22 protein-coding genes are annotated in these 22,330 nt (G+C 38.2%); 8 read left to right on the forward strand and 14 right to left on the reverse strand.

The genetic code is table 11. From position 1 onward, the window contains the following. Positions 1-24: 24 nt before the first annotated feature. Positions 25-744, forward strand: coding sequence for a DUF6904 family protein (locus tag AC3II9_RS07175; RefSeq protein ID WP_489154347.1), 720 nt, complete (start codon positions 25-27; stop codon positions 742-744). Positions 745-822: 78 nt separating this feature from the next. Here AC3II9_RS07175 and AC3II9_RS07180 read toward each other — a convergent pair whose 3' ends face one another. Beyond that, the gene (locus AC3II9_RS07180; protein ID WP_489154349.1) at positions 823-1,314 is read right to left on the reverse strand and encodes a cupin domain-containing protein; all 492 of its coding nucleotides are present in this window, start codon (positions 1,312-1,314) and stop codon (positions 823-825) included. 155 nt (positions 1,315-1,469) lie between these two features. On the opposite strand from AC3II9_RS07180, the gene AC3II9_RS07185 reads away from it, so the two are divergent. Next, on the forward strand, positions 1,470-1,700 hold the full coding sequence (locus AC3II9_RS07185) for a hypothetical protein (RefSeq protein WP_489154351.1): 231 nt from the start codon (positions 1,470-1,472) through the stop codon (positions 1,698-1,700). A 155-nt stretch (positions 1,701-1,855) separates the two neighbouring features. On the opposite strand, the gene AC3II9_RS07190 is transcribed toward AC3II9_RS07185, so the two are convergent. The 7 genes from AC3II9_RS07190 to AC3II9_RS07220 form a co-directional block, all read right to left on the reverse strand. Further along, entirely contained in the window at positions 1,856-2,563 is a 708-nt protein-coding gene (locus tag AC3II9_RS07190; protein WP_391374445.1) for an ABC transporter ATP-binding protein, read from the reverse strand. Further along, entirely contained in the window at positions 2,563-3,339 is a 777-nt protein-coding gene (locus tag AC3II9_RS07195; protein WP_489154353.1) for an ABC transporter ATP-binding protein, read from the reverse strand. Before AC3II9_RS07195 ends, AC3II9_RS07190 begins: the two co-directional genes overlap by 1 nt. Continuing rightward, on the reverse strand, positions 3,336-4,274 hold the full coding sequence (locus tag AC3II9_RS07200) for a branched-chain amino acid ABC transporter permease (protein WP_489154355.1): 939 nt from the start codon (positions 4,272-4,274) through the stop codon (positions 3,336-3,338). Before AC3II9_RS07200 ends, AC3II9_RS07195 begins: the two co-directional genes overlap by 4 nt. A gap of 11 nt (positions 4,275-4,285) precedes the next feature. Continuing rightward, complete coding sequence (locus tag AC3II9_RS07205; protein ID WP_489154357.1) at positions 4,286-5,161, reverse strand: branched-chain amino acid ABC transporter permease; 876 nt, start codon at positions 5,159-5,161, stop codon at positions 4,286-4,288. A 220-nt stretch (positions 5,162-5,381) separates the two neighbouring features. Then, entirely contained in the window at positions 5,382-6,599 is a 1,218-nt protein-coding gene (locus tag AC3II9_RS07210) for an ABC transporter substrate-binding protein (protein ID WP_489154359.1), read from the reverse strand. 612 nt (positions 6,600-7,211) lie between these two features. Continuing rightward, on the reverse strand, positions 7,212-7,814 hold the full coding sequence (locus AC3II9_RS07215) for a class I SAM-dependent methyltransferase (RefSeq protein WP_489154361.1): 603 nt from the start codon (positions 7,812-7,814) through the stop codon (positions 7,212-7,214). Between the two features lie 108 nt (positions 7,815-7,922). Then, complete coding sequence (locus tag AC3II9_RS07220) at positions 7,923-8,807, reverse strand: LysR family transcriptional regulator (protein ID WP_489154363.1); 885 nt, start codon at positions 8,805-8,807, stop codon at positions 7,923-7,925. A 123-nt stretch (positions 8,808-8,930) separates the two neighbouring features. Between AC3II9_RS07220 and AC3II9_RS07225 the strand changes: the two genes are divergently transcribed. Then, positions 8,931-10,121, forward strand: a complete 1,191-nt coding sequence (locus tag AC3II9_RS07225; RefSeq protein WP_489154365.1) for a coenzyme F420-0:L-glutamate ligase — start codon at positions 8,931-8,933, stop codon at positions 10,119-10,121. Between the two features lie 56 nt (positions 10,122-10,177). Here AC3II9_RS07225 and safA read toward each other — a convergent pair whose 3' ends face one another. Further along, positions 10,178-10,780: a SafA/ExsA family spore coat assembly protein gene (gene safA / locus AC3II9_RS07230; RefSeq protein ID WP_489154367.1), complete on the reverse strand. Its 603-nt coding sequence runs from the start codon at positions 10,778-10,780 to the stop codon at positions 10,178-10,180. 194 nt (positions 10,781-10,974) lie between these two features. Continuing rightward, entirely contained in the window at positions 10,975-11,910 is a 936-nt protein-coding gene (locus AC3II9_RS07235) for a sensor domain-containing diguanylate cyclase (RefSeq protein WP_489154369.1), read from the reverse strand. A gap of 158 nt (positions 11,911-12,068) precedes the next feature. Here AC3II9_RS07235 and pgeF point away from each other — a divergent pair, with 158 nt between their 5' ends. The 3 genes from pgeF (at position 12,069) to AC3II9_RS07250 (ending at position 13,308) form a co-directional block, all read left to right on the forward strand. After that, positions 12,069-12,821, forward strand: coding sequence for a peptidoglycan editing factor PgeF (pgeF, locus tag AC3II9_RS07240; RefSeq protein WP_489154371.1), 753 nt, complete (start codon positions 12,069-12,071; stop codon positions 12,819-12,821). Between the two features lie 125 nt (positions 12,822-12,946). Continuing rightward, complete coding sequence (locus AC3II9_RS07245; RefSeq protein ID WP_489154372.1) at positions 12,947-13,105, forward strand: YfhD family protein; 159 nt, start codon at positions 12,947-12,949, stop codon at positions 13,103-13,105. Positions 13,106-13,116: 11 nt separating this feature from the next. Beyond that, positions 13,117-13,308, forward strand: coding sequence for an H-type small acid-soluble spore protein (locus AC3II9_RS07250; RefSeq protein ID WP_489154374.1), 192 nt, complete (start codon positions 13,117-13,119; stop codon positions 13,306-13,308). A gap of 248 nt (positions 13,309-13,556) precedes the next feature. Here AC3II9_RS07250 and AC3II9_RS07255 read toward each other — a convergent pair whose 3' ends face one another. Then, complete coding sequence (locus AC3II9_RS07255; protein WP_489154376.1) at positions 13,557-14,537, reverse strand: sensor domain-containing diguanylate cyclase; 981 nt, start codon at positions 14,535-14,537, stop codon at positions 13,557-13,559. A gap of 26 nt (positions 14,538-14,563) precedes the next feature. Then, complete coding sequence (locus AC3II9_RS07260) at positions 14,564-15,370, reverse strand: alpha/beta fold hydrolase (RefSeq protein WP_489154377.1); 807 nt, start codon at positions 15,368-15,370, stop codon at positions 14,564-14,566. Between the two features lie 205 nt (positions 15,371-15,575). Between AC3II9_RS07260 and AC3II9_RS07265 the strand changes: the two genes are divergently transcribed. Continuing rightward, a complete protein-coding gene (locus AC3II9_RS07265; protein WP_489154379.1) occupies positions 15,576-16,766 on the forward strand; it encodes a M14 family metallopeptidase in 1,191 nt (396 codons plus the stop codon). A 42-nt stretch (positions 16,767-16,808) separates the two neighbouring features. Here AC3II9_RS07265 and AC3II9_RS07270 read toward each other — a convergent pair whose 3' ends face one another. Next, on the reverse strand, positions 16,809-17,987 hold the full coding sequence (locus AC3II9_RS07270; RefSeq protein ID WP_489154381.1) for an endonuclease Q family protein: 1,179 nt from the start codon (positions 17,985-17,987) through the stop codon (positions 16,809-16,811). Between the two features lie 309 nt (positions 17,988-18,296). Here AC3II9_RS07270 and AC3II9_RS07275 point away from each other — a divergent pair, with 309 nt between their 5' ends. Further along, a complete protein-coding gene (locus tag AC3II9_RS07275; protein WP_489154383.1) occupies positions 18,297-20,408 on the forward strand; it encodes a methyl-accepting chemotaxis protein in 2,112 nt (703 codons plus the stop codon). Between the two features lie 149 nt (positions 20,409-20,557). On the opposite strand, the gene AC3II9_RS07280 is transcribed toward AC3II9_RS07275, so the two are convergent. Beyond that, the gene (locus tag AC3II9_RS07280; protein ID WP_489154385.1) at positions 20,558-22,297 is read right to left on the reverse strand and encodes a glucosaminidase domain-containing protein; all 1,740 of its coding nucleotides are present in this window, start codon (positions 22,295-22,297) and stop codon (positions 20,558-20,560) included. Positions 22,298-22,330 lie beyond the last annotated feature (33 nt).

A 22,330-nucleotide genomic window follows, 5' to 3' on the forward strand; every position in this document is an offset into this window, starting at 1 on the left:
ACTAGCAAGGGGGAAATGGGCGTTATGTTAACAATTCAACCAACAGAACTACTCACCGGTTTTCGCATTAGTGGGGACTACTGGGATATCGATGCATTGCTCCGTGCTATTTACGATGTCACCGGAGAAGAAAACCGCTATCTTGATTTTCAAGGGGCACGGAATCGTATTTTAGGTGTTTGTTTAGAGCTACGGAATGCCGTAAAAGGGGAACATCATATAGAATTTATCGCTAACGGTATACATAAAGGGTTAGAAAAAGAAAAGGCCATCCTTGCGCCTACTAAAAATGTTTATTTTGCTGTAGACATTTTAATACCAGAGCTGCTGTTTACGACAATTGCGTTAAATGATTTTATCCGTTTATATCAAGAAATAGTCGACCCAACGATGTGGAATATGTCGATCGCAACGATTCGTCAATTTCAAGGTGCCGTTGCGACAGCACTGGAACAACTAGTAGAAGAAGAGCATTATCTTGTATTTCTGCAAATGCTCCATGCAAAGCAAACCTTTTACTTCCGTTACGCAACACAGTATGTGGACCTCTTAAATGTAGAGTACTTAAAACTTTCTCGTCAAGAACGGGAAGAGCGAATAGCTGCGTACGCACTTCGCCTCTTAATGGAAGACGAAGAGTATACTGCATTAAAAGAACAACTACTAGCAACCGCCAGTGTAACGAAACATGTCATTCATGAATTAAATCTTACACTCAAGTATCCTGAAACGATAGATTGGTAGTTAGTTAAAATAATATATTCTACATATAAATAACCGCGTTCATGAAGTGGTGAACGCGGTTTTCTTTTTCGCTATTCGTTACAGCTGTTCATATGCCATTTTACGGATAACCGCTTCATGTTGTGGGTACGCTTGTAGCAATTCTTCCTGTGTAAATAATTCAAAGTCTGCATAGTCAAATCCTGGCGCTACCATGCATCCAACTAAACTAAATGTATGAGGTTCATCGACAGAGGAGCCAAAAATCGTATGCTTCGGTACAAGGATTTGGGGCTGTTCTCCTGCCTCAATATTTAATCCTAGTTTTTTTGCCTCATACGTACCATCTGGATAAATCATATGCACAGTTAGCGAACTACCTGCATGGTAATACCATAGTTCATCTGACTGCAATCGATGCAAGTGTGAAATATCGCTCGAACGTAGTAAAAAGTAGATACTTGTATAACCTGGTCGCTCACCCGTTGCTGTTTTGACAAGCTCCTTGCCAGCAAAAGTAGAGATATAAAAGCCACCTTCCGCATGTTGCTGTAATCCCAATTTTTCAATGAAGTATTGTGCTGCTTTCATGTGTATCACTCCTCTCCTTTACCATAACAAAAAGACACGTTCATAACAATTAGAGTGGATATACGTATCTTCATCCTCGTCTTTTTAATGCTGTTAAAATGAAATCATGGAACGATATAAAAAGAGAAACAGTTCACTAAAAAGGAGTGCTACACGTGACAGAGAAAGAATACTTAGAATTCAAAAACATCATTGCAATGGGCGATGAACTGAATTTTTATTATAAAAATGACGAATACTGGATAAGTCATAATCCTGGTAAATCTTATTTATCAAGAACTAAAGATTCATGTACCCAAGAATTTAATGGATATGAAGAGCTCTTTGAAAAAGCAACAATAGACGGCATAAAAATCGCTGAAATATATCCAAAATTAAACTGGTAAAATAGATTTTTTACTGCTCAAAAACACGAGCTACAATCCTTTACTGTAATAGCATGTTTTTGAATGTGTATAAATTTTGTTACACCGATTCATCAATTATACTTCACTCAAAAAAACTGCCCTACAAGTTCACTTGTAAGACAGCTTTATACATATTATAAACCACCAAGATAAGCCGCTTTGACTTCTTCACTTTCTTGTAATTCTTTTGCCGTACCGGCTAGTACAATGCGACCTGTTTCTAGTACATAGGCACGGTTGGCAATGGATAATGCCATATTTGCATTTTGCTCCACAAGCAGTACGGTTACCCCTTCTTTATTAACCATTTCAATAATGTTAAAAATATTTTTTACCATCAGCGGTGCAAGCCCCATCGATGGTTCATCTAAAATAATCAATTTCGGCTTTGACATTAACGCACGACCCATGGCAAGCATTTGTTGCTCACCGCCAGATAGCGTCCCTGACAGCTGTTTTCGACGTTCATGTAAGCGTGGGAACAACTCATATACATGGTCCATATCTTTTTTGATGCCCTCTTTATCTGTGCGTAAATAGGCACCTAACTCTAGGTTTTCCTCAACCGTCATATTTGCAAATACACGACGTCCTTCTGGTACATGTGAAATCCCTGCTTTTACAATAGACTGCGCTGCTTTGCCGTCAATGGCCGCGTCTAAATATTCAATGGACCCTTTTTTCGGTTTTAGTAAGCCTGAAATGGTTTTTAACAGCGTACTTTTTCCCGCACCATTGGCACCAATTAGCGTAACAATTTCGCCTTCATTTACCTCAATGGAGATATCCCTTAATGCTTGAATATTACCGTAAAACACGTCGATATTATTAATTTTCAGCATTATTCTGTTACCTCCTCACCTAAATATGCCTCAATTACTTTTGGATTCGAACGAATTTCTACTGGTGTTCCATCTGCAATTAATTGCCCGTGATCCAGTACATAAATACGTTCACAAATTCCCATAACGAGATGCATATCGTGTTCGATTAATAAGATTGTTAAGTTAAATTCTTTTCGAATGAACGCTATTAACTCCATTAATTCATGTGTTTCTTGGGGGTTCATCCCTGCTGCCGGTTCATCTAATAGCAATAGTTTAGGACCTGCCGCTAATGCACGAGCAATTTCAAGGCGACGTTGCATCCCGTATGGCAAGTTTTTCGCTAACTCATCCTTGTACACATCAAGTCCAAAAATTTTTAAAAAGGCAAGCGATTCCGCTTCCATCTTAGCCTCTCCTTTAAAGTGGGTCGGTAGACGGAAAATACTCGATAATAACGTATGTTTCGCTAAACCATGATTCGCTACCTTTACATTATCTAAAACCGATAATTCTTTAAATAAGCGAATATTTTGAAACGTCCGGCTAATGCCTTGACGTGTGACTTTATACGGATCTAAACCGGCAATAGATTTACCAGCAAAGGTAATCGTGCCTTCTGTCGGTGCATATACACCCGTTAACATATTAAATGTCGTTGTTTTCCCTGCACCGTTTGGGCCGATTAAACCAATCAGTTCCCCCCGGTTCATATACATATCCACTTTTTGAACCGCTTTTAATCCACCAAATGTAATTCCTAAATTATCAACTTTTAGAAGAGTTTCGCTCATGCTTTAGACCCTCCCTTTTTACCAAACTTGAATAAGTCCGTAATCTCTTTTGTACCAAGTAAACCAGTTGGACGGTACAGCATGACTAAGATTAATACAAGCGAATAAATAATCATACGTGTTTCAGGGAAACCTTGTAAGTACGTTGTTACCGCTGTTAAGAAAATAGCGGCTAACACAGAGCCTGATAAACTGCCTAAACCACCTAATACGACAAAAATTAAAATATCAAATGACTTTAAGAAACCGAATGTCGTTGGCTGAATGATATAGAAATTATGTGCATACACTGCGCCAGCAACCCCAGCAAAGAACGACCCAATCGCAAACGCGACCACTTTATAGTACGTCGTGTTAATCCCCATTGCATCCGCAGCAATTTCGTCCTCACGAATGGAAATACATGCGCGTCCATGACGAGAATTCGTAAAGTTGGAAATGATTAAAATCGTAATAACGACAGCGAAGAATGCGTATGTCCAAGTAGATTGGTGTGTGACTTGCATCCCAGCTGCTCCGCCTACATAATCAATATTTAAAAATACGATCCGGATAATTTCTGCAAACCCAAGTGTCGCAATCGCTAAATAGTCCCCTTTTAGGCGCAGTGTTGGAACCCCAACGAGTAAACCTGCAATGGCAGCTACAAGGGCGCCAAGTAAAATACCTGTCACGAACGGCAGACCGAGCTTCATCGTACAAATCGCTGATACATAGGCACCAACTGCCATAAACCCAGCATGACCAATCGAGAATTGACCTGTAATGCCAATAATAATATGCAAACTAACTGCCAGCATAATATTGATACACATCGTGATTAACATATTTTGATGTGTATAGCTAATAGCTTCTGTGTTAATCAACACTTGTACGACTGCATAGACTACTAGCGCTAGAGCGATGTAGCCCCAGAAAATTTTTGATTTTTTCATACGCTGTCCACCTACACTTTCTCTCGAGTATTTTTACCAAAAATACCCGATGGTCGTATAATTAAAATAAGAATTAAAATAACGAATGCAGCTGCATCGCGCCATAAAGAGTAGCCAAGTGCACTGACAATCGTCTCTACTACACCAAGTACGAGACCGCCAACCATCGCCCCAGGAATAATTCCAATCCCACCAAGTACGGCTGCGACGAATGCTTTTAAGCCTGGTAATACACCCATTAACGGGTCAATGCGTGTGTAATAAATACCGAAAATAACGCCTGCCGCCCCTGCTAATGCTGAACCAATCGCAAATGTTGCTGAAATGGTATTATCTACGTTAATCCCCATTAAACGCGCTGCATCTGCATCATGCGATACGGCACGCATCGCCTTCCCAATTTTCGTTTGATGTACGATAAATTGTAGTAACATCATCAGTACGAATGAAATGACTAAAATTAAAATCGACTGCACCCCAATTTGTGCTCCTAAAATCTCAATCGTTTTATTTTCAATCACTTTCGGATAAGCTTCCGGTGATGGACCGCGGAAGAAAATAACCGTATATTCAATTAATAAAGATACCCCAATCGCTGTAATTAAAGCGGCGATACGGGTCGCATTACGTAACCGTTTATACGCAACACGTTCAATAATTACCCCAATGACGGCACATAAAGCCATCGCTAAAAGCAAAGCTGGAATAAAGTGCATATCCCAGCGTGCAATCGCATAAAAACCGATAAATGCGCCTAACATGAAAACATCACCATGCGCAAAGTTAATCAGCTTAATAATCCCGTATACCATCGTATAACCAAGGGCGATTAGCGCGTAGATACTACCGAGTGAAATCCCATTCACGAGCTGTTGTATCCATTCCATAACGATTCACTCCTTTACTTTTTATATGTCACTTTATTTTACTAGCGCAACAAAGTTTTACTTCTAAACGTTGAAAAAGGAGCTATCCGAAAAAATTTTTTTCGGACGACTCCTTTGCGACGAGTAACCATCGGAACAATACTGACGAAGTAGCGTTCCATTCAGTAAGATATCGAGCCGCTTTCTTATAAAGCAGTCTCCTATCCCCTTAAATTTTTACTTAAGGATTTACTTTTGATTTGAACTCTTGATTGCCGTCTACAAACTCTAAAACTGTTGCTGATTTAACTGGGTTGTGTTTTTCATCTACTGTAAATGTACCTGTAATTAAGCTTAAGTCTTTTGTTTCTGCCAACGCTTTTTGAATGGCTTCGCCTGTAATGTCATCTCCAGCACGTTCAATTGCATCTTTTAAGAAGTACACTGTGTCATATCCAAGTGCATGGAAGGCATTTGGTTGCTTGCTATATTCTGCTTCGAATGCTTTTACGAAGTCTTGAATTGTTTGATCTGGGTCACCAGAAGAATAGTGATTTGTAATAAATGTATTATTTAATGCATCTGCACCTGCAAGCTCGACTAATGTTGGCGAATCCCAGCCATCAGCACCCATTAACGGTACAGTGATACCTAATTCACGTGCTTGTTTTACGATTAGCCCAACTTCCTCGTAATATCCTGGGATAAATACGAAATCAGGATTCGCTGACTTAATACGTGTTAATGTTGATTTGAAGTCTACGTCATCTGTTACATACGCTTCTTCTGCTACCACTTTCCCACCATTTTTTTCAATTTGCTCTTTAAATGATGCGGCTAAGCCTTTTGCATAGTCAGATGTAGAGTCCATATAAATCGCTACATTTTTTGAACCAAGGTCATTTGATGCAAAGTTTGCTGCTACAATGCCTTGGAATGGGTCGATAAAGCATGTACGGAATGCATAATCATTGATAGAACCATCTTCGTTTACTGTTACTGTTTCTGATGTACCAGAAGCTGTTACGACTGGCACTTTAAATTGATTAGCTGTTTGCACTGTCGCTACCGTATTTCCTGATGTTGCAGGTGCAATCATTGCGACAACTTTCTCTTGCTCTGCTAAACGAATGGCTGCTGTTACCGCTTCTGCGTTTTCAGATTTATTGTCTACCGCAATATAATCGATTTGTTTACCGTTAATACCGCCTGCTGCATTAATCTCTTTGATTGCTAATTTAGCACCATCATTAATAGATGAACCGTAAGATGCTACTGCACCTGAAAGCTCTAAGTTACCACCAATTTTAATTGTTTCTGATGAACCGCTATCTCCACCGCTTGAACTTGAAGATGAAGATGAACCATCATCCTTTGCCCCACATCCTGCTAGTACACCCGCAACTAGTGTTGAAGCTAAAAAGATTGATCCAAACTTCTTCATTTTTGACTGCTTCATATTCAAAACTCCCCCCAAATAACTATTTTCAAATATTAGATATTTCTGATAATTATACACGAATACCTACTCTTGGACAATGAGTTATAATAATATTCTGAAATTATAGCAAATACTAATATTTCTATTAATTAGCCTTTTGTATTTTAAAACATTCTTTCTATTTAGTCTAGTGCGACTTTTCAGTTTTTTAAAAAAGGAAGGACACTATACCTACTACTAGCTAAAAATATACTGTAAAAACAATGCGCCTTGACTATTCATTTTTTGATTAAGCATGGATTTAAATGGAGGATTTGCAATGAGCAAAAATGCATTCTAAAAATACCAGTTAAATAGTAAAAGGTATGTATCATAGCCTCCGCGCTTTGCCACAGCCTACACAGGAGCGAAGGATGAGTGACAAGGAGGCTTGATCTCGCCCGTGGAAAGCGAGTGCCGCAGCGGAAAGCAATGGTTACTCAAATGGTAATTTTGCTCTTTATGAGTGAAGGACTATAAAAAAGACATAAACTCGAACAAAATGAATCGAGTTTATGTCTCTCTATCTCTTTTAACCTTACGAGAAAAGGGATGTCTCACTTTCATCGTAATTACAATAATAAATCATTTTCATCCATTAAATGTAAATACGCAAATTCTTTCATTTGGATTTTTAAAACCTTGTAGCTGTACTTCTTTTAGTAAATCCAAATTCGTTTCAAACTGTAAATAATACAAATATTCTGGTGATGGATAATATAACAATATGTGAATTTCTCGAGGGTATTGTTCAACAGATCGGCAAATATTCATGACGACTTTGCGGAAAATTTGTACCGAAAAAGGGTTAAAGAAGAAAAACACATTATCCTGTTTCTGTACATCATATTGTTCAGCTAACATATTTAAAAAGGTAATCGGCACAAGCTTTTTCCCTGCCTTTTGTAAATATCTATTTTTATTTTGCTGTGCTTCTTTAAAGAAAATACCATCCATTTCAACGCCTGTCGTAGGAATGCGCAACTTATGATGGAGGAAAATCGGTACCCTCCCTTTCCCCGATCCAAAATCAACAACATGAGCATTTGATGGTAATTCATATGCTGCGAATAGTTGTTCTAATGCTTCATACGGTGTTGGTTCATAGCTATGGTAATGGATTAATTTTGGTACACCATATTGAAACCCCGTTGTTGAAATATTTAATAGCTGCTCATAATCTTTTTCTCGCATTCACGTATTCCTTTCTCTACTCACTAATCCATGAAGCATTGGCTATGCGCACTTTCTACATGTACCCCTTCAAAATAGCTCGTTCATCAAGCTTTAGATGCACTTGAACTACTGCTCATGAATGATTTGGATAAATTTCTTCGTTGGCCGTGATAATGGCACGGTTTTCAAGTGGCAAATGCCGATGCTTCGCTTTGGAATCGGCTTTTGTAATTCAATTTCGTGCACGATTCCTCGTTCTAAATAATCTGTTGAAAACTCTTTCGTCACACAAGCGATGCCTAAATTAATCTTCGCAAACTCTAACAATAAATCGTGAGAGCCAAGCTCAAATTCAGGTAAAATGGAAAAACCGCACCCCTTTAAATACTCTTCAACATATTGTCTGGAATTTGCATTTTTCTCTAAAAAAATAAGGGGCATTTTCACTAAATAATCGAGACTTGTCGGCTGCTTCGTCATATTCATATATTTATCGCCACATACGAAAATGTCATGGATATCTTTACATGGCGTCACTTCAAGCTGCTCATCATAAATAGGTAAATTGCAAATCCCTACATCTGCTTCACCAGCTTTAATATATGTCACAATTTGACTTGTCGTCCCATTTAATACTTTCAACTTAATACTCGGATATTTTTTATAAAACGTTTCAAGGTATGGCAGCAAGTAGTATCTAGAAATCGTATCGCCCACACCAATTCGCAGCTCTCCTGTTGTGAGATTCTGCAATTCTAGTACCTTTTCTTCTCCTACTTCAAGCATGCCTAGCGCAGAATTGACATAGTCGTGTAACAATTTCCCTTCATTCGTAAGCGTAACCCCTTTAGGCGTACGGTAGAACAAATGGGTACCTAGTTCCTTTTCCAACTGTGCCATCGCTTGACTAATGGCGGGTTGTGTCATATAGAGTGATTTAGCCGCATGTGAAAAGCTTTTACTTTTACAAACCGCATGAAAAATACGATATAAATCTAATTTACCTATCATATAAGTACTCCTTATAGGGCATATTAAAAATATTAATTTTACTTATACCATGTAAGCGAGGTATATTACAACTTGTGTTAACTAAATCAAATAATTTTTTACTATAGATTAGGAGAGATTCTCATGGAACGTGTAGTAGGTACAGTAGTTCGTGGTCTTCGTGGCCCTATCATCAATGAAGGGGACGATATTGAACAAATCGTTGTAGACACGGTGTTAAATGCGGCGAAAGTAGAAGGTTATGAAATCCAAGATAAAGATATCATTACAATTACTGAGTCTATTGTGGCACGTGCACAAGGAAACTATGCAACTATCGACCATATCGCAACAGATGTAAAAGCAAAATTCGGTGAAGATACAATCGGTGTGATTTTCCCTATTCTTTCACGTAATCGTTTTGCGAACTGCTTACGTGGTATCGCTCGTGGCGCAAAAAAAATCGTACTTATGTTAAGTTACCCATCTGATGAAGTTGGCAATCACTTAGTAGATATCGATGAATTAGACGTAAAAGGCGTTAACCCATGGACAGATACATTAACTGAAAAACAGTTCCGTGAACATTTCGGCTATCAAAAACATACATTTACTGGTGTGGACTATATTGAGTACTACAAAGAGCTTATTACGAATGAAGGGGCAGAAGTAGAAGTCATCTTCTCTAATAACCCGAAAGTTATCGTAGACTATACAACATCTGTACTTGCTTGTGACATTCACTCACGCTTCCGTACAAAACGTTTAGTAACAGCAGCTGGTGCTACAACAGTTTACAGCTTAGATAATATTTTATCTTCATCGATTGATGGCTCTGGTTACAATGAACAATACGGTCTGCTTGGTTCAAACAAAGCAACGGAAGATTCAGTCAAATTATTCCCGCATACTTGCCAACCGCTTGTTGATGGAATCGCAGAAAAATTAAAAGCAGCAACTGGTAAACAAATTGAAGTCATGGTGTACGGTGATGGTGCATTCAAAGATCCTGTAGGTAAAATTTGGGAGCTCGCTGACCCAGTGGTATCACCTGCATTCACAGCTGGTCTTGCTGGTACACCTAACGAAGTAAAATTAAAATATTTAGCAGATAATAACTTCTCACACTTACGTGGTGAAGAATTAAAAGCGGCTATTTCAGAACATATCAAAAACAAAAACGAGGACCTTGTTGGTGCAATGGAAGCACAAGGCACAACACCTCGCCAATTAACAGATTTAATCGGTTCTTTATCTGACTTAACATCTGGTTCTGGTGATAAAGGCACACCAATGATTTATATCCAAGGTTACTTCGATAACTATACAAAATAAGCGCAAAAGCAGGCAAAGTGGACTTTCACTTTGCCTGCTTTTTTATATCAGGATCATTATTTTTTAATAAACATTTGTGTCCAGTAGTGTCCATCTGCTACATAGCCGATACCAATTTGCGTATAGCTTGTGTTCATAATATTCGCACGGTGACCTGGACTATTCATCCAATCATTCACGACTTGCGCTGCGGATGTTTGTCCTTTCGCAATGTTTTCACCTGCTGATTTATATGAAATACCAAATTGTTTCATCATATCAAATGGTGAACCATATGTCGGACTTGTGTGACTGAAGTAATTTTTATCATGCATATCTTGTGATTTGTATTTCGCGACACGTGACAATTCCCAATCGATTGAAAGTGGCGCTAACCCTTCTTTCGCACGTTCTACGTTCACAAGGTGTACGACTTCTTCCTCGACACTTGCTTGCTCGTTTTCAGCAATAATGATCTTTTGACCTGGGTAAATTAAATCTGGATTTGCTAAATTACTATTTAAAGAGATTAACTCAGAAATTCCTACTTGATTTTTAGACGCGATTTTCCAAAGTGTATCGCCTTTTACTACTGTATATGTTGAAGTGGCCGCTGATGCGGACATCGGTAATACGATGGACATTGAGAGTGCTGCTGTTATCATAATTTTTTTCAGCATGTTGTTCATCCTTTCTACTTTCGTATGAACCTATCATAATCATTTTTTTTAGATAGTTCATTACTGAAATTATGGAAGGATCTTTACGAGACTATTACATTTGTAATAAAACCCGAGTAATTTGCTCGTATAATAACATTCACGCTGAAATATTTCTGTCACATCACTGAAAATAGGAAAATATTACACGGTTTTTAGTGACAAATCGCCTTCTTTTTTTGCTTTTCTCTATACATTACGCGATCTGCCTCTTCAAAAAGTTCCTCCATTTGTCCAAATGAATAAGGACTATAACTACTACCAATTGATATTTGAATAGAAAATTGCTCCGTTACATGATTAAATTGCTGGACTTTATATCGAATCTGTTCCATCACATCATCCACAATTTCACTCGTCACATGCGGCATCATAATTGAAAACTCATCGCCACCAATACGTGCGACAATGCCTTTACTCCCCACTGCTTCTCGGATAATATTCGCACTCTGCCGAATATAAGCATCGCCCATTTTATGTCCTTGTTGATCATTGATACATTTCAAATTATCCAAATCACAAACAATCATCCCAATCGGCACACTTTCCTTATTATTATAAAGCGCCATTTGGGCATCAAAGCATGCTCTGTTTTTCGTTCCTGTTAAATGGTCATGCATCGCTTTATATTCCAGCTCTTGTTGCATTGCCACCTTACGTCCTACATTTCGGTACACACCGTGAATAGCAATCATCTCACCGTTCTTATAGACTGGCATTGCATACTCTTCAAACCAAATATACTGTCCTTCCGTATTTTGAAGACGCACTAATAACGGCTCATCATAATCCCACGCGCCATTTAATTTCTGTGTCACTACGTCTATATCATCGGGATGCAGAATATCATAATACTTCTGAGGGTTTTGCATATGTGCTTGCCATTCATGCTCACCTAACATTTGATTAATGGCTGAGCTTAAATAGCGATATTGCATTTGAGGCTTTAAATCGCAATAATAGAAGATGTCTTTGGAATGTTCTACTGCCTGCACTACCGTTTGTAGCGAATCCAATTGTTTTTTGAGCAAATAATATCTTCTATATAAATAACCTATTATAAATAAAGTAATAATAATAACATAAAGCATATTTACACTTCCTAGTAAGAAAATTGAATTAGTTCTCAGTTGTTAACTGTTGTAAATATTACTAGTCACTATTTTATCAGAATAAGTCGTAAGTTGCTTATCATTGTTCTTTTTTTATTTATTTTTTATAGGAATATAGTAACAAAACGGAGGAACCGATGAATATATATATGAATAATGAAAAGGTGATTGCGGGTACGACACTGAAAAAATACGGGGTGCCAGAACAAAATAACATGGCATTGCATATTTGTGAAAATACCGCGGCAGTTATAAACAATCGCGAGCAACTCGCAAAAATGATTGGCTGTGAGGTACAACACTTTGTTTGTGCCGAGCAAACACATAGTGCAAACGTTTACAAAGTCTCAAGCAACGACCGGGGAAAAGGTGCCTTTACAATGGACAACGCGATTGCTAATACAGATGCACTGTATACGTATGAACGCGGTATATTACTGACATCCTTTTCTGCTGATTGTGTACCCGTACTCTTATACAACGAAAAAAGTGGTGTGATCGCTGCGATACACTCGGGGTGGCAAGGAACCGTCAAAGAAGTAACACCACGATTATTGCATCAGTTAATTGAAATAGAACAAAACCCCGCCGAAGGATTTCAAGTGTATATCGGTACAGCGCTAAGCCAACAAAAATTTGAAGTAGATTGCGATGTATATGAAAAATTTAAAGCGTTAGGTTATGCGGACGAATTTATATACTATAATGCCAAAACAAATAAATATCATATCGATAATCAGCAAACCGTCAAAAAACAATGCGAACTTGCGGGCATCCCTACAAATCAAATTATCGTTGATGACACATGCACCTTCTTACATGAAAATGGCTTCTCCTATCGCCAAGATAAAAAATCCGGCCGCCATATGAGCTTTATTATGAAGAAATAACGTACGAGACACCGCCAAATAATAGGGTGGTGTTTTCGCTTTTCTACACTGTATATTTTTTTCTGTGATAAAAATTTTGTTCAATGCCATATTAAGAAAGAACAAAACAGAAAGGAGCATGCCCAGTGGGAAGAGATGATAAAAAGGGACGAAGCCATCAAAAGCAAACGCTTCCTCAAACACCTAAAAATCAAAAAATAGCGCCAAACAAAATTAGGGAAGAATTTTCCCGGGAAATCGCTGAAATTGAACAAGCTGCTAAGCGAAACAAACAGCATAAATAAGGAGGCTCCATATGGACTATCAACGCGCGAAAAAAATTGTTGAGTCACCATCCGAATATGAAGTAAGCTATAACGGTGTTTCCGTCTGGATTGATCAATTGCATGACAACCAACAAACAGCTACCGTCCATTTAAGACGTTCATTAGAAGAACGCTCTGAAGTGGCTATTGCTGAATTAAAAGAAGAATATTTAGTGCATTAAAAACAAGAGCGTGAAAGTACCTGCTAATCCCCCGACACATGCTGGAGAACCTAGGTAAGTGTGCTAGTCACACAGGGGGATGGTGCTTTCACTTAAACGTAAAAGCTCTTCCCCCATATTTTTATCCGCTATGAAAATTTTCACCATTACCTAAGCGATTAAATAATCTCTCTATGATTTAGTATCCATGGGATTTTTGGATTTATACGTTTTTCAAAACATACTTACTTTCATCTCGGTTTGCTATATCATGTTAATTCTATAAAATGTGTAGCACGGTTTCGTCCATTTTTCTTCGAAGCATACAGCGCTTGATCGGCATTTAAAATAATCGATGCTTCCGTGTCTTGATTTGTAAAAGTGGCAATGCCGATACTGACCGTTAATCCGCCCGTTTCTTCCCACTCTGCTTGCTCTACTACGCGATTCAACTTTTCAGCGATGTGCTTCCCTTCTATTGCATTTGTATTGGGCAAAATAATCGTAAACTCTTCTCCGTCAAAACGTGCTGCAATATCCTCGGAACGAACGTGATTACTCAAAATTTTAGCTAATTTCACCAGTACAACATCACCAATTTGGTGACCGTATGTATCATTTACTTTTTTGAAATAATCAATATCGAGAATAAGTAAAGAGAAAGGCTTTCCTTCCTTACGATACAAATCGATATGCTCCTCTAACTTCTCCTGGAAAAAGCGTCTATTCTTAATGCCTGTTAGCTTATCCGTATAGGAAATTTCAATCAGTCCTGAATTAATGGCCATTAACTCCGTTTGTTTCTGCTCAATTTCTTTATAAATCTGTTCTAATTTCGCGAGCGCTTTATTCTTTTCTATATAAGCCTCTTCCATCTTTCGCTTTGTTGAGCGTAATTCTAATTCATAATCAATCCGCTTCTTCATTTGCACCAAAATACAATCGATTACTTCCATGCCGTCGCGTTCATACTGTTTTGCATTCATCAAGTAGGGGATGGAAGCATGACTACCATTTCTGAAGCTAATGAATAATTCCTCTACCCGTCCGTGTAAATTAATACTTGGATAAAAATAAGAATGAAAGATTAATTTATTGCTAGTCGGCAATAGCCACTCAAAGTGTTTGCCAACTAGCTCTTCTTCTACGTAATCCATCCAATAAAGAAAAGTTTGATTTACTTCTGTAATAAAGCCCTCATGGTTCATTGAGATAAAACCACAGGGTGCTTCTTTTAAACGTTCATCCATGTCTCCGTCCCCCTTTATAGCATTTTCTATTTTGTTACACCTACTAAATATTGTAGAATAATTTCACTTGTTTCCTCTGGTTGACTAATATGCGGGTAATGCCCCTTTGTATGCATTAAATAAAATGTACTATTTTTTAAGTGCTGATGTAGGTATTCACCTACTTCAATCGGTACGATACTATCATCCGAACATTGGATAATGAGTGTCGGGACCGTCACTTGTGACAAGCTTGTACGCTGATCTGAAAAGAATGTTACCTCTGCAAATTGTCGCGCAATATAAGGATGGCCTGAAGCAAAGCTAGTTTCTATTTCCCGTGTTAATACTGGGTGCTCCGTATCCATTACAATTGGTGCCATATAGCTTGCCCAACCTGTAAAATTCATCTCCATCATATCGAGTAATTCTAAAATATCACTCTTCTCAAAACCACCACAATAACCGTCTATATCATTTACATAACAAGGAGATGGCCCAATCATAATGAGTTGATTAAACACTTCTGGCCGCGCAATAGAAGCTTTCATACCAATCATGGCACTAATGGAATGACCAATAAAAATAATATTTTCAAGCTTTAGTTCGTCAATTATATCGAGCACATCTTGTACATAGCCTTGAAGGGTACTATATTTTTCCGAACAATACGCATTGACATCTGAATTGCCTGAGCCAACATAATCAAATACAATTATTCGGTAATTTTCTTCAAATGTTGGGGCGATAAATCGCCACATACTTTGATCACAACCAAAGCCATGTGCAAACACAATTGTTTGCTCTCCTTGCCCTATTATTTTTACATTATTTCGCTTCATTACTTCATTCATATCAATTGGCCCCTTCTTTTCGTATTTATATTACTATCTATTTTGAAGGGGCTCCTTTTAAATATCAAGGAGAATAAGTATTTTTAGTATATATTTGGTTAACACGAAAAGTCATAATAAAATCATTTATTACCATTATAAAGGTTCATAAAATACAGGATTTTCTCATATACTATGAAAGTTTTAATAACAGAGGAGGCTCAACATGGATGTATATGTGAGACCAGGGGATTCCCTCTGGCATTACACCCAATTATTTCGAATTCCTCTACAACTCATGATTGATTCTAACCGAAACATTAACCCTCAATCACTGTCAGTCGGTCAACGTATTCAAATTCCTGGATATGTTGCCCAAAGCTATCAAATACGGCGTGGAGACAGCTTATGGTCTATTGCGATGAGCCGAAATCTTCCTCTTGATACCCTTTTTCTTGTCAACCCTACGATTAATCCAAACCAACTGCAAATTGGGCAAACAATCAAAGTGCCAATTCGCATTACATGGCGACTTGTCAATGGAAAGCAAAATTATACTTATGAAACTATGACGAATGATATAAGACGGCTACAATCCGTTTACCCATTTCTGCAGATTGATTCCATTGGCAATTCTGTGTTAGGTCGAGAGCTACCTGAAGTTTTAATCGGTACTGGGAATAAACGCGTTCATTATAACGGCTCATTTCATGCAAACGAATGGATTACAACACCTACTATCATGACTTTTCTAAATGATTATGTACTTTCCCTGACGAATCAAATGACCATTCGGGGAATCATTACTTCTTCTTTATATGAGCAAACGACCTTATCCATTGTTCCGATGGTCAATCCAGATGGCGTCAATCTCGTTTTGAATGGACCACCCGAAGAAGAGCCTTATAGAAGTAATACCATCGATTGGAACAATAATAGCCTAGACTTTTCAGGGTGGAAAGCCAATATAAATGGCGTCGATTTAAATGACCAGTTTCCGGCAGAATGGGAAAAAGAGCGAGACCGCAATCCGAAAACACCAGGTCCGCGCGATTATGGCGGAGAAAGTCCTTTGTCCCAGCCAGAATCGATTGCGATGGCTGACTTAACAAAAAAGCGAGACTTTGCAAGAGTACTCGCTTTCCATACACAAGGTGAGGTCATTTATTGGGGATTCCAAAACCTCGAACCACCAGAAAATGAAGTGCTAGCCAATGCATTTGGAAGAGTAAGCGGCTATACGCCTGTTAAGACAGTCGATAGCTATGCAGGGTATAAAGATTGGTTTATCCAAGACTGGCGAAGATCTGGCTTTACGATTGAGCTTGGGAAAGGAACAAACCCGCTACCACTCTCACAATTCGATGAGATTTATGAAGAAGCATTAGGTATTTTTCTAGCAGCATTATATTTATAAATACCCAAAAGCACATCAACTAGGCGATATGTTGATGTGCTTTTAGTCAGGTGGAGTATGCTCATCTATGATTTTCCCATATTTACCGCCACCACCATGTGCAATTGATAACTCCCCTGTTCGTGCTCGCTCAATAAGGGTGGCTAACTTTTCTGGAACCACCTCTTCTAACTGCGCCTTCGTGATATCGTGTAAAATGGCCATTTCCGTACCGAAAGCCTGCAATAAGCGATTCAATGTTTTCGGCCCTAAACCAGGGATAAAATCTAACGGCACTTGATGAATATAGGGCGGTCGTGCAATGGAATCTACATACGGATCAGATAACTGTTGGATGCGCGTGGAGACACCCATAATCACTGTTTCATTGCCACATTGAGGGCATTTGTCTATCCCTGCTAGCTGCTCACCACATTTCGCACATACGGTTTGATAATATTTACCGAGTAGCGGATTTAAACCGTAATTCGCACCAATGGCTCGTCCCTCTTCCTGTCGCAATGCCTTTTTTAGTTCTTCGAAGCTTGCTTCTTTAAGCTGGAGTTTTTGATATTCCCGCGCCATTTTCTCAAGTGAGTGTGCATCGGAATTTGTTAAAAACGGATACGCTTGTAGCTCCTTCATTTGGCTTACCATATATGTGTCTGAGCTCAGTCCTAGTTCAATAGCATCGATGTAAGTTGGATCGAATACTTCCGTTAAACTGCTCTTAACCCCTTTGCCGTAAAGACTTTTAAATGGCGTAAACACATGCGCGGGAACAAACAAACCTTCATGTGCATGAACCTGCTTTTGAAGTGCTCTCCCTTCTACATAAATACGCTGAGAGCTTAATGTCCTATTTTTGACATGCTTGCTCATCCATTGTGAAAAAGATTGCATCTTCTCCAACGTTGGAAAATACGCTAACACATGGATAGGTCCATGACAATATTGGTCATATACTTCCATTTCTGAACCCATAATTAATGTCGTGTTCTGAAAACGTAGCCCCCCATCAGCTAATTCAATCATGTCACCTCGTTGTATGAATGCTTCTATTTCCAACAACACTTCTGGAGAATGACAGTCAATAATCCCAATCATATCAAGCCCTTTTCGATTACTTGCAATTTCTAAAATATTTTGTAATGTGAGCGTCTTGCTACCTGTGATTTTCACCGGTTTTCCACTTGCCGTACGCCCAATATGAATATGTAAGTCTGCATAAATAGCCTTCATCACGACCACTCCTTGCCATTAGCATTGGATTTGTTGCTTATTTTATACATCTTGTGTTTCCACGAAGCTCTTTCTTACTAGAAATCTATAAACAAGCATTACTTTTATCTCTACACCACGCATTTCTTATTAGTCCTTCTGGATTATATACAACTCTTCACCAATTTCTTCATAAAAATTGAAATATTTCGTACAGATATTGATAAAACTTGTATTTTTATATTTCCTGACATAATTAAATCATTGTTGATTCACTTAACGTACATTACACTTAAAGCTAATCATTTAATAAATTACAGGGGGATGTCAATGAAAGGTCTTTTCAAACCAGGGATTTTTGTCTTAGACAAACTATCTTTCAGTAAAAAATTTATGCTACTATTTGCCGTAGTCGTATTAACACTTAGTTACTTATTATTAGATCTTGTCCAACAAACGAATAAGCAAATTGACACAATCGAAAAAGAGTTATCAGGGGTCGATTTAATTGAAGATGTTTATCCCGTTTTAAAATTCACACAACAACACCGCGGTCTGACTGTAAACTTAATTAGTGGTGATGCAACGGCCGCATCTAGAAGAGAAGCTGCAGGTAAAAATGTCAACGACTCATTTGATACACTCGTAGAAAATGCAAAACAATATCCGTCTTATTCGGAAATTCAAGCAAACATTAACACTATCAATGATAATTGGAAGCAGGTCCAATCTGTTTCAGCTAACGGAACTGTAGCAGAGGCCATTTCATTACATAGTAATTTGATTATCGAAATATTAGATTTAATCCAGTTAATCGCAGAAGATACGAAGCTTTCACTAGAATCAGATCCAACAAAACATCACCTAAACCGTTTATTAACGGAAACATTACCTCCGATTACGGAAAATATGGGGAAAGCACGTGCAACAGGTGTCGGTGTTGCCACTAAAAAAGAATTATCAGACGATAACCGTTACCAGTTATTATTTTTAATGCAAACGATGCAAAGCTATGTAGACGCATCCTTCAATAATTATGAAAAGATTTTTAAAACAGATCCATCTTTAAAAAACCGTTTAGAAATACAAGCAAAACAATCATTAAAAAGCACAGAGGATATTTTAGCAGTTATTAATACAGAGTTATTGAATGCACAAACGATTACAATCGTACCTGCTGATTATTTCAATGCAACGACTGCTGCGATTGATTCGATTTTCGAGTTAATCGATTTTCAAAAGAATGAGTTACAAGACCGTTTAGAAAATGACTTAGCTTCCTATGAATCTAAGCGTGCTATCACATTAGTTGTGATTATCGTCATTGTATTCATTTTATTGTACGCTTTGCTTTCATTCTATTTTAGTATTCAAACACAAGTGAAATCTATTCAGCATGTTGCTAAACAACTAGCTACCGGTGATTTAACTGAGCGTATCTCAATCACGTCGAAAGATGAATTTGCATCGATTTCAACATCATTAAATGAAATGATTGAAGCCATTAAAGAGGTTATTACAAATAGTAAAACAACCGCTGATTCTGTTGATTCTTCAAGTAAAGATTTGTTTGCCGTTACAGAGGAAACAACAAAGGCGACGAATCATATTTCTCAATCAGTGGAAAAAGTATCAGAAATTATTGAAGAGCAGCTGACACAAGCGAAAAGAAATGTAAAATTAATGGATGATGCAGCTCAGCAGTTAGACATGATTGCAAAAGCACATATTCATGTGTTAGATGCTTCAGATGCTACATTACGCGAAGTAGAGGATGGCAATCAAAACTTCGATAACTTAACAAAGCAGATGAATATTATTACACAATCCGTCACTGCTACTTCAGAAGTTATCGACCAACTAAACGAGCGTTCAAAAGAAATTGGTACCATTCTAGATGCCATAGTAGCCATCGCAGAGCAAACAAACTTATTAAGCTTAAATGCGGCTATTGAAGCTGCACGGGCTGGTGAACATGGAAAAGGTTTTGCCGTTGTAGCGGATGAGGTGCGCAAATTAGCAGATGAATCTTCTCGTTTTACAGAGCAAATTCGTCGCATTGTTCACGGCATTCAGCAAGATACAATGCATTCTGTAACCGCTATGCAAAATGTATCAAATGAAACAGTAGCTGGCACAAATTTAATTCATACAACAAAAGATTCTTTAACACGCATTTTTGAACAAACAAAAGGCGTATCAAATGAAGTTCATTCCGTTATCCAATCGGTTGAAACGGTAGCAAATGAAATGAAGCTATTAGATGATTCGATTCATTTAGAAGCTGACCAAGCATCTGTATCAGAGGACAATATTCAAATGATTGTAGCCGCGACAGAACAGCAACTTGCCTCAATGGAGGAAGTAACTGCTTCGGCTCAAGTACTCAGTGATAAAGCACTCCAATTAAAAGAAACAATGGGCAATTTCAAAACAGAGTAAGGATTATTCACTAACAGTTTTACGATTCTCTTAAATACTCAGCATTTTTAATGTTGTAATGACGACAGTAAAGGGGGGTGTCCAGAAAGTTTTTACTTTCTGGACACCCCCCTCATAGCTTTTTTATTTATTCCTCACTCTGTACTCTATTAATAGACGGTCACATGGCGGACATTCTCACTCACTGTATATAAATCCGTTATATCTGTAGCCCGTTCTGAAATGACACGTAACCAATCCACTTTTTCGGATGAAGTATTTGAAAGAGTAATCGGCATATGATCTAAACGTTTGATCGTCCAATCCAGCTTATACTGATAGGCACGATTGTCCTGAGCGCCTGTTGTAACAAGCGGTGCTGTCCGAACGCTCACATTCGCCGTCGATGTAAAGCCAAGTTGATATTTCTTGTAATCCTTACCGCCAAGTGCTTGATCCGCACGATACATATGACCTGCTATTTTAGATCCCCAATATGGATCTGAGGCATAACGAACATTCATGCCAATCATCTTATTGCCAAGTGCAACTCCATTATAACGCCAGTCACCCATATTAAGTGGGTCTAAATAGTACTGATTTAAACTTTCCACTAGTGCCTGAACATTTTTTTCAATCGATGGAAAATACTTCGATGACGTCTTATCCACGTTCGTTGAGCAAGCACTATTCGTATCCGTTACTTTTAAGCCAAACAGATTATTATAGTTTTGCGCATGACAGCTCATACCATAATTACTCTCATGTATAGCAGTTGACAGAATAAGTAACGCATTAATACGATACTGTTTTTCCATCTCCTTCAACAAAGCACCCATGTTTTGCAATGGACTTTTCGTTGTTGCATTAGCGTAAAGCTTATTCCCTGACTGTTCTCTAGCTTGTAATTCTTTAGCAATAAAAGCATTCAATTGCTCTGCGCTATAGCTTGTCGGGACACGTGGTGATATATATTGAAAATAAGCATAACTTTCACCAACCACTTGTCCATTCGCATCCACAAAATTCGCGCCATCTGTACTGTAATACTTTACATTACGCTGTAAAAATGCAGGCTTGTCTCCTATTAAGTAACTGCTATCATACGTACCAGCATGATGATGATAAATACGGTGCCATAAGCCTTTATCATCTGCACTATAATAAGACTGTCCTTTTGCTGCAGCTGTCGGAATGAGCGTGACATCTTCATGCTTCACATACATATCTTGACCAGCTACATGGACTTTCACATAGTCTGCTGTAGCATCAACATACAGTAACTCCGTATCAGCAGCAACACCTGCGTATTGAAAACCCGCTGTAAATGTAGCTTGCTTATAAATCAGTGTTACTTTCTTCGGACTTGTCGCGACAAATCCAGCTGGTATTTTGACGTATTTATTATTGTAAACAATGGCTTGCTGTTTTTGTAAGTGACCATTTGCTTCTTCAAAAGATGCATACGTGGCAACCGGCGAATACGTCCCATCTGCTTGAATATCAACTACTGCATAGCCTTCAGCAATTGTAAATGGTTTGATAACCGCTTTACTTAACCGTTTATTGGACTTTTGGCTTTTCACTGAATCCGTAATATGTAACGTATAGCTTTGCCCAGGTGCATAACCTTGTGCAGGTGCTTGTACAAGCACAACATTTCCTTTCACGGAAAGAGACGTGTCTTGTTTTCTATTATTTTTATCTAGTACATAAATAGAATCCTTTGAAATACTAGATTCTAGCACCGACTCATTAAATGTAATCGTCCATGTTTTATCACTCGACACCTTCGTATCTACATGGCTGAAATCAGCGGCATGAGCAATCGTGAGCGGTGCGAAAATAAAGAACAACATCCCTATCACTACTTGTAGCGATCGTTTGAAGCATATTTGCAAACTATTCATCTTAGTAACCCCATTTCCAAATAGATTCTCTTA

Source organism: Lysinibacillus sp. RU7 (assembly GCF_057837305.1).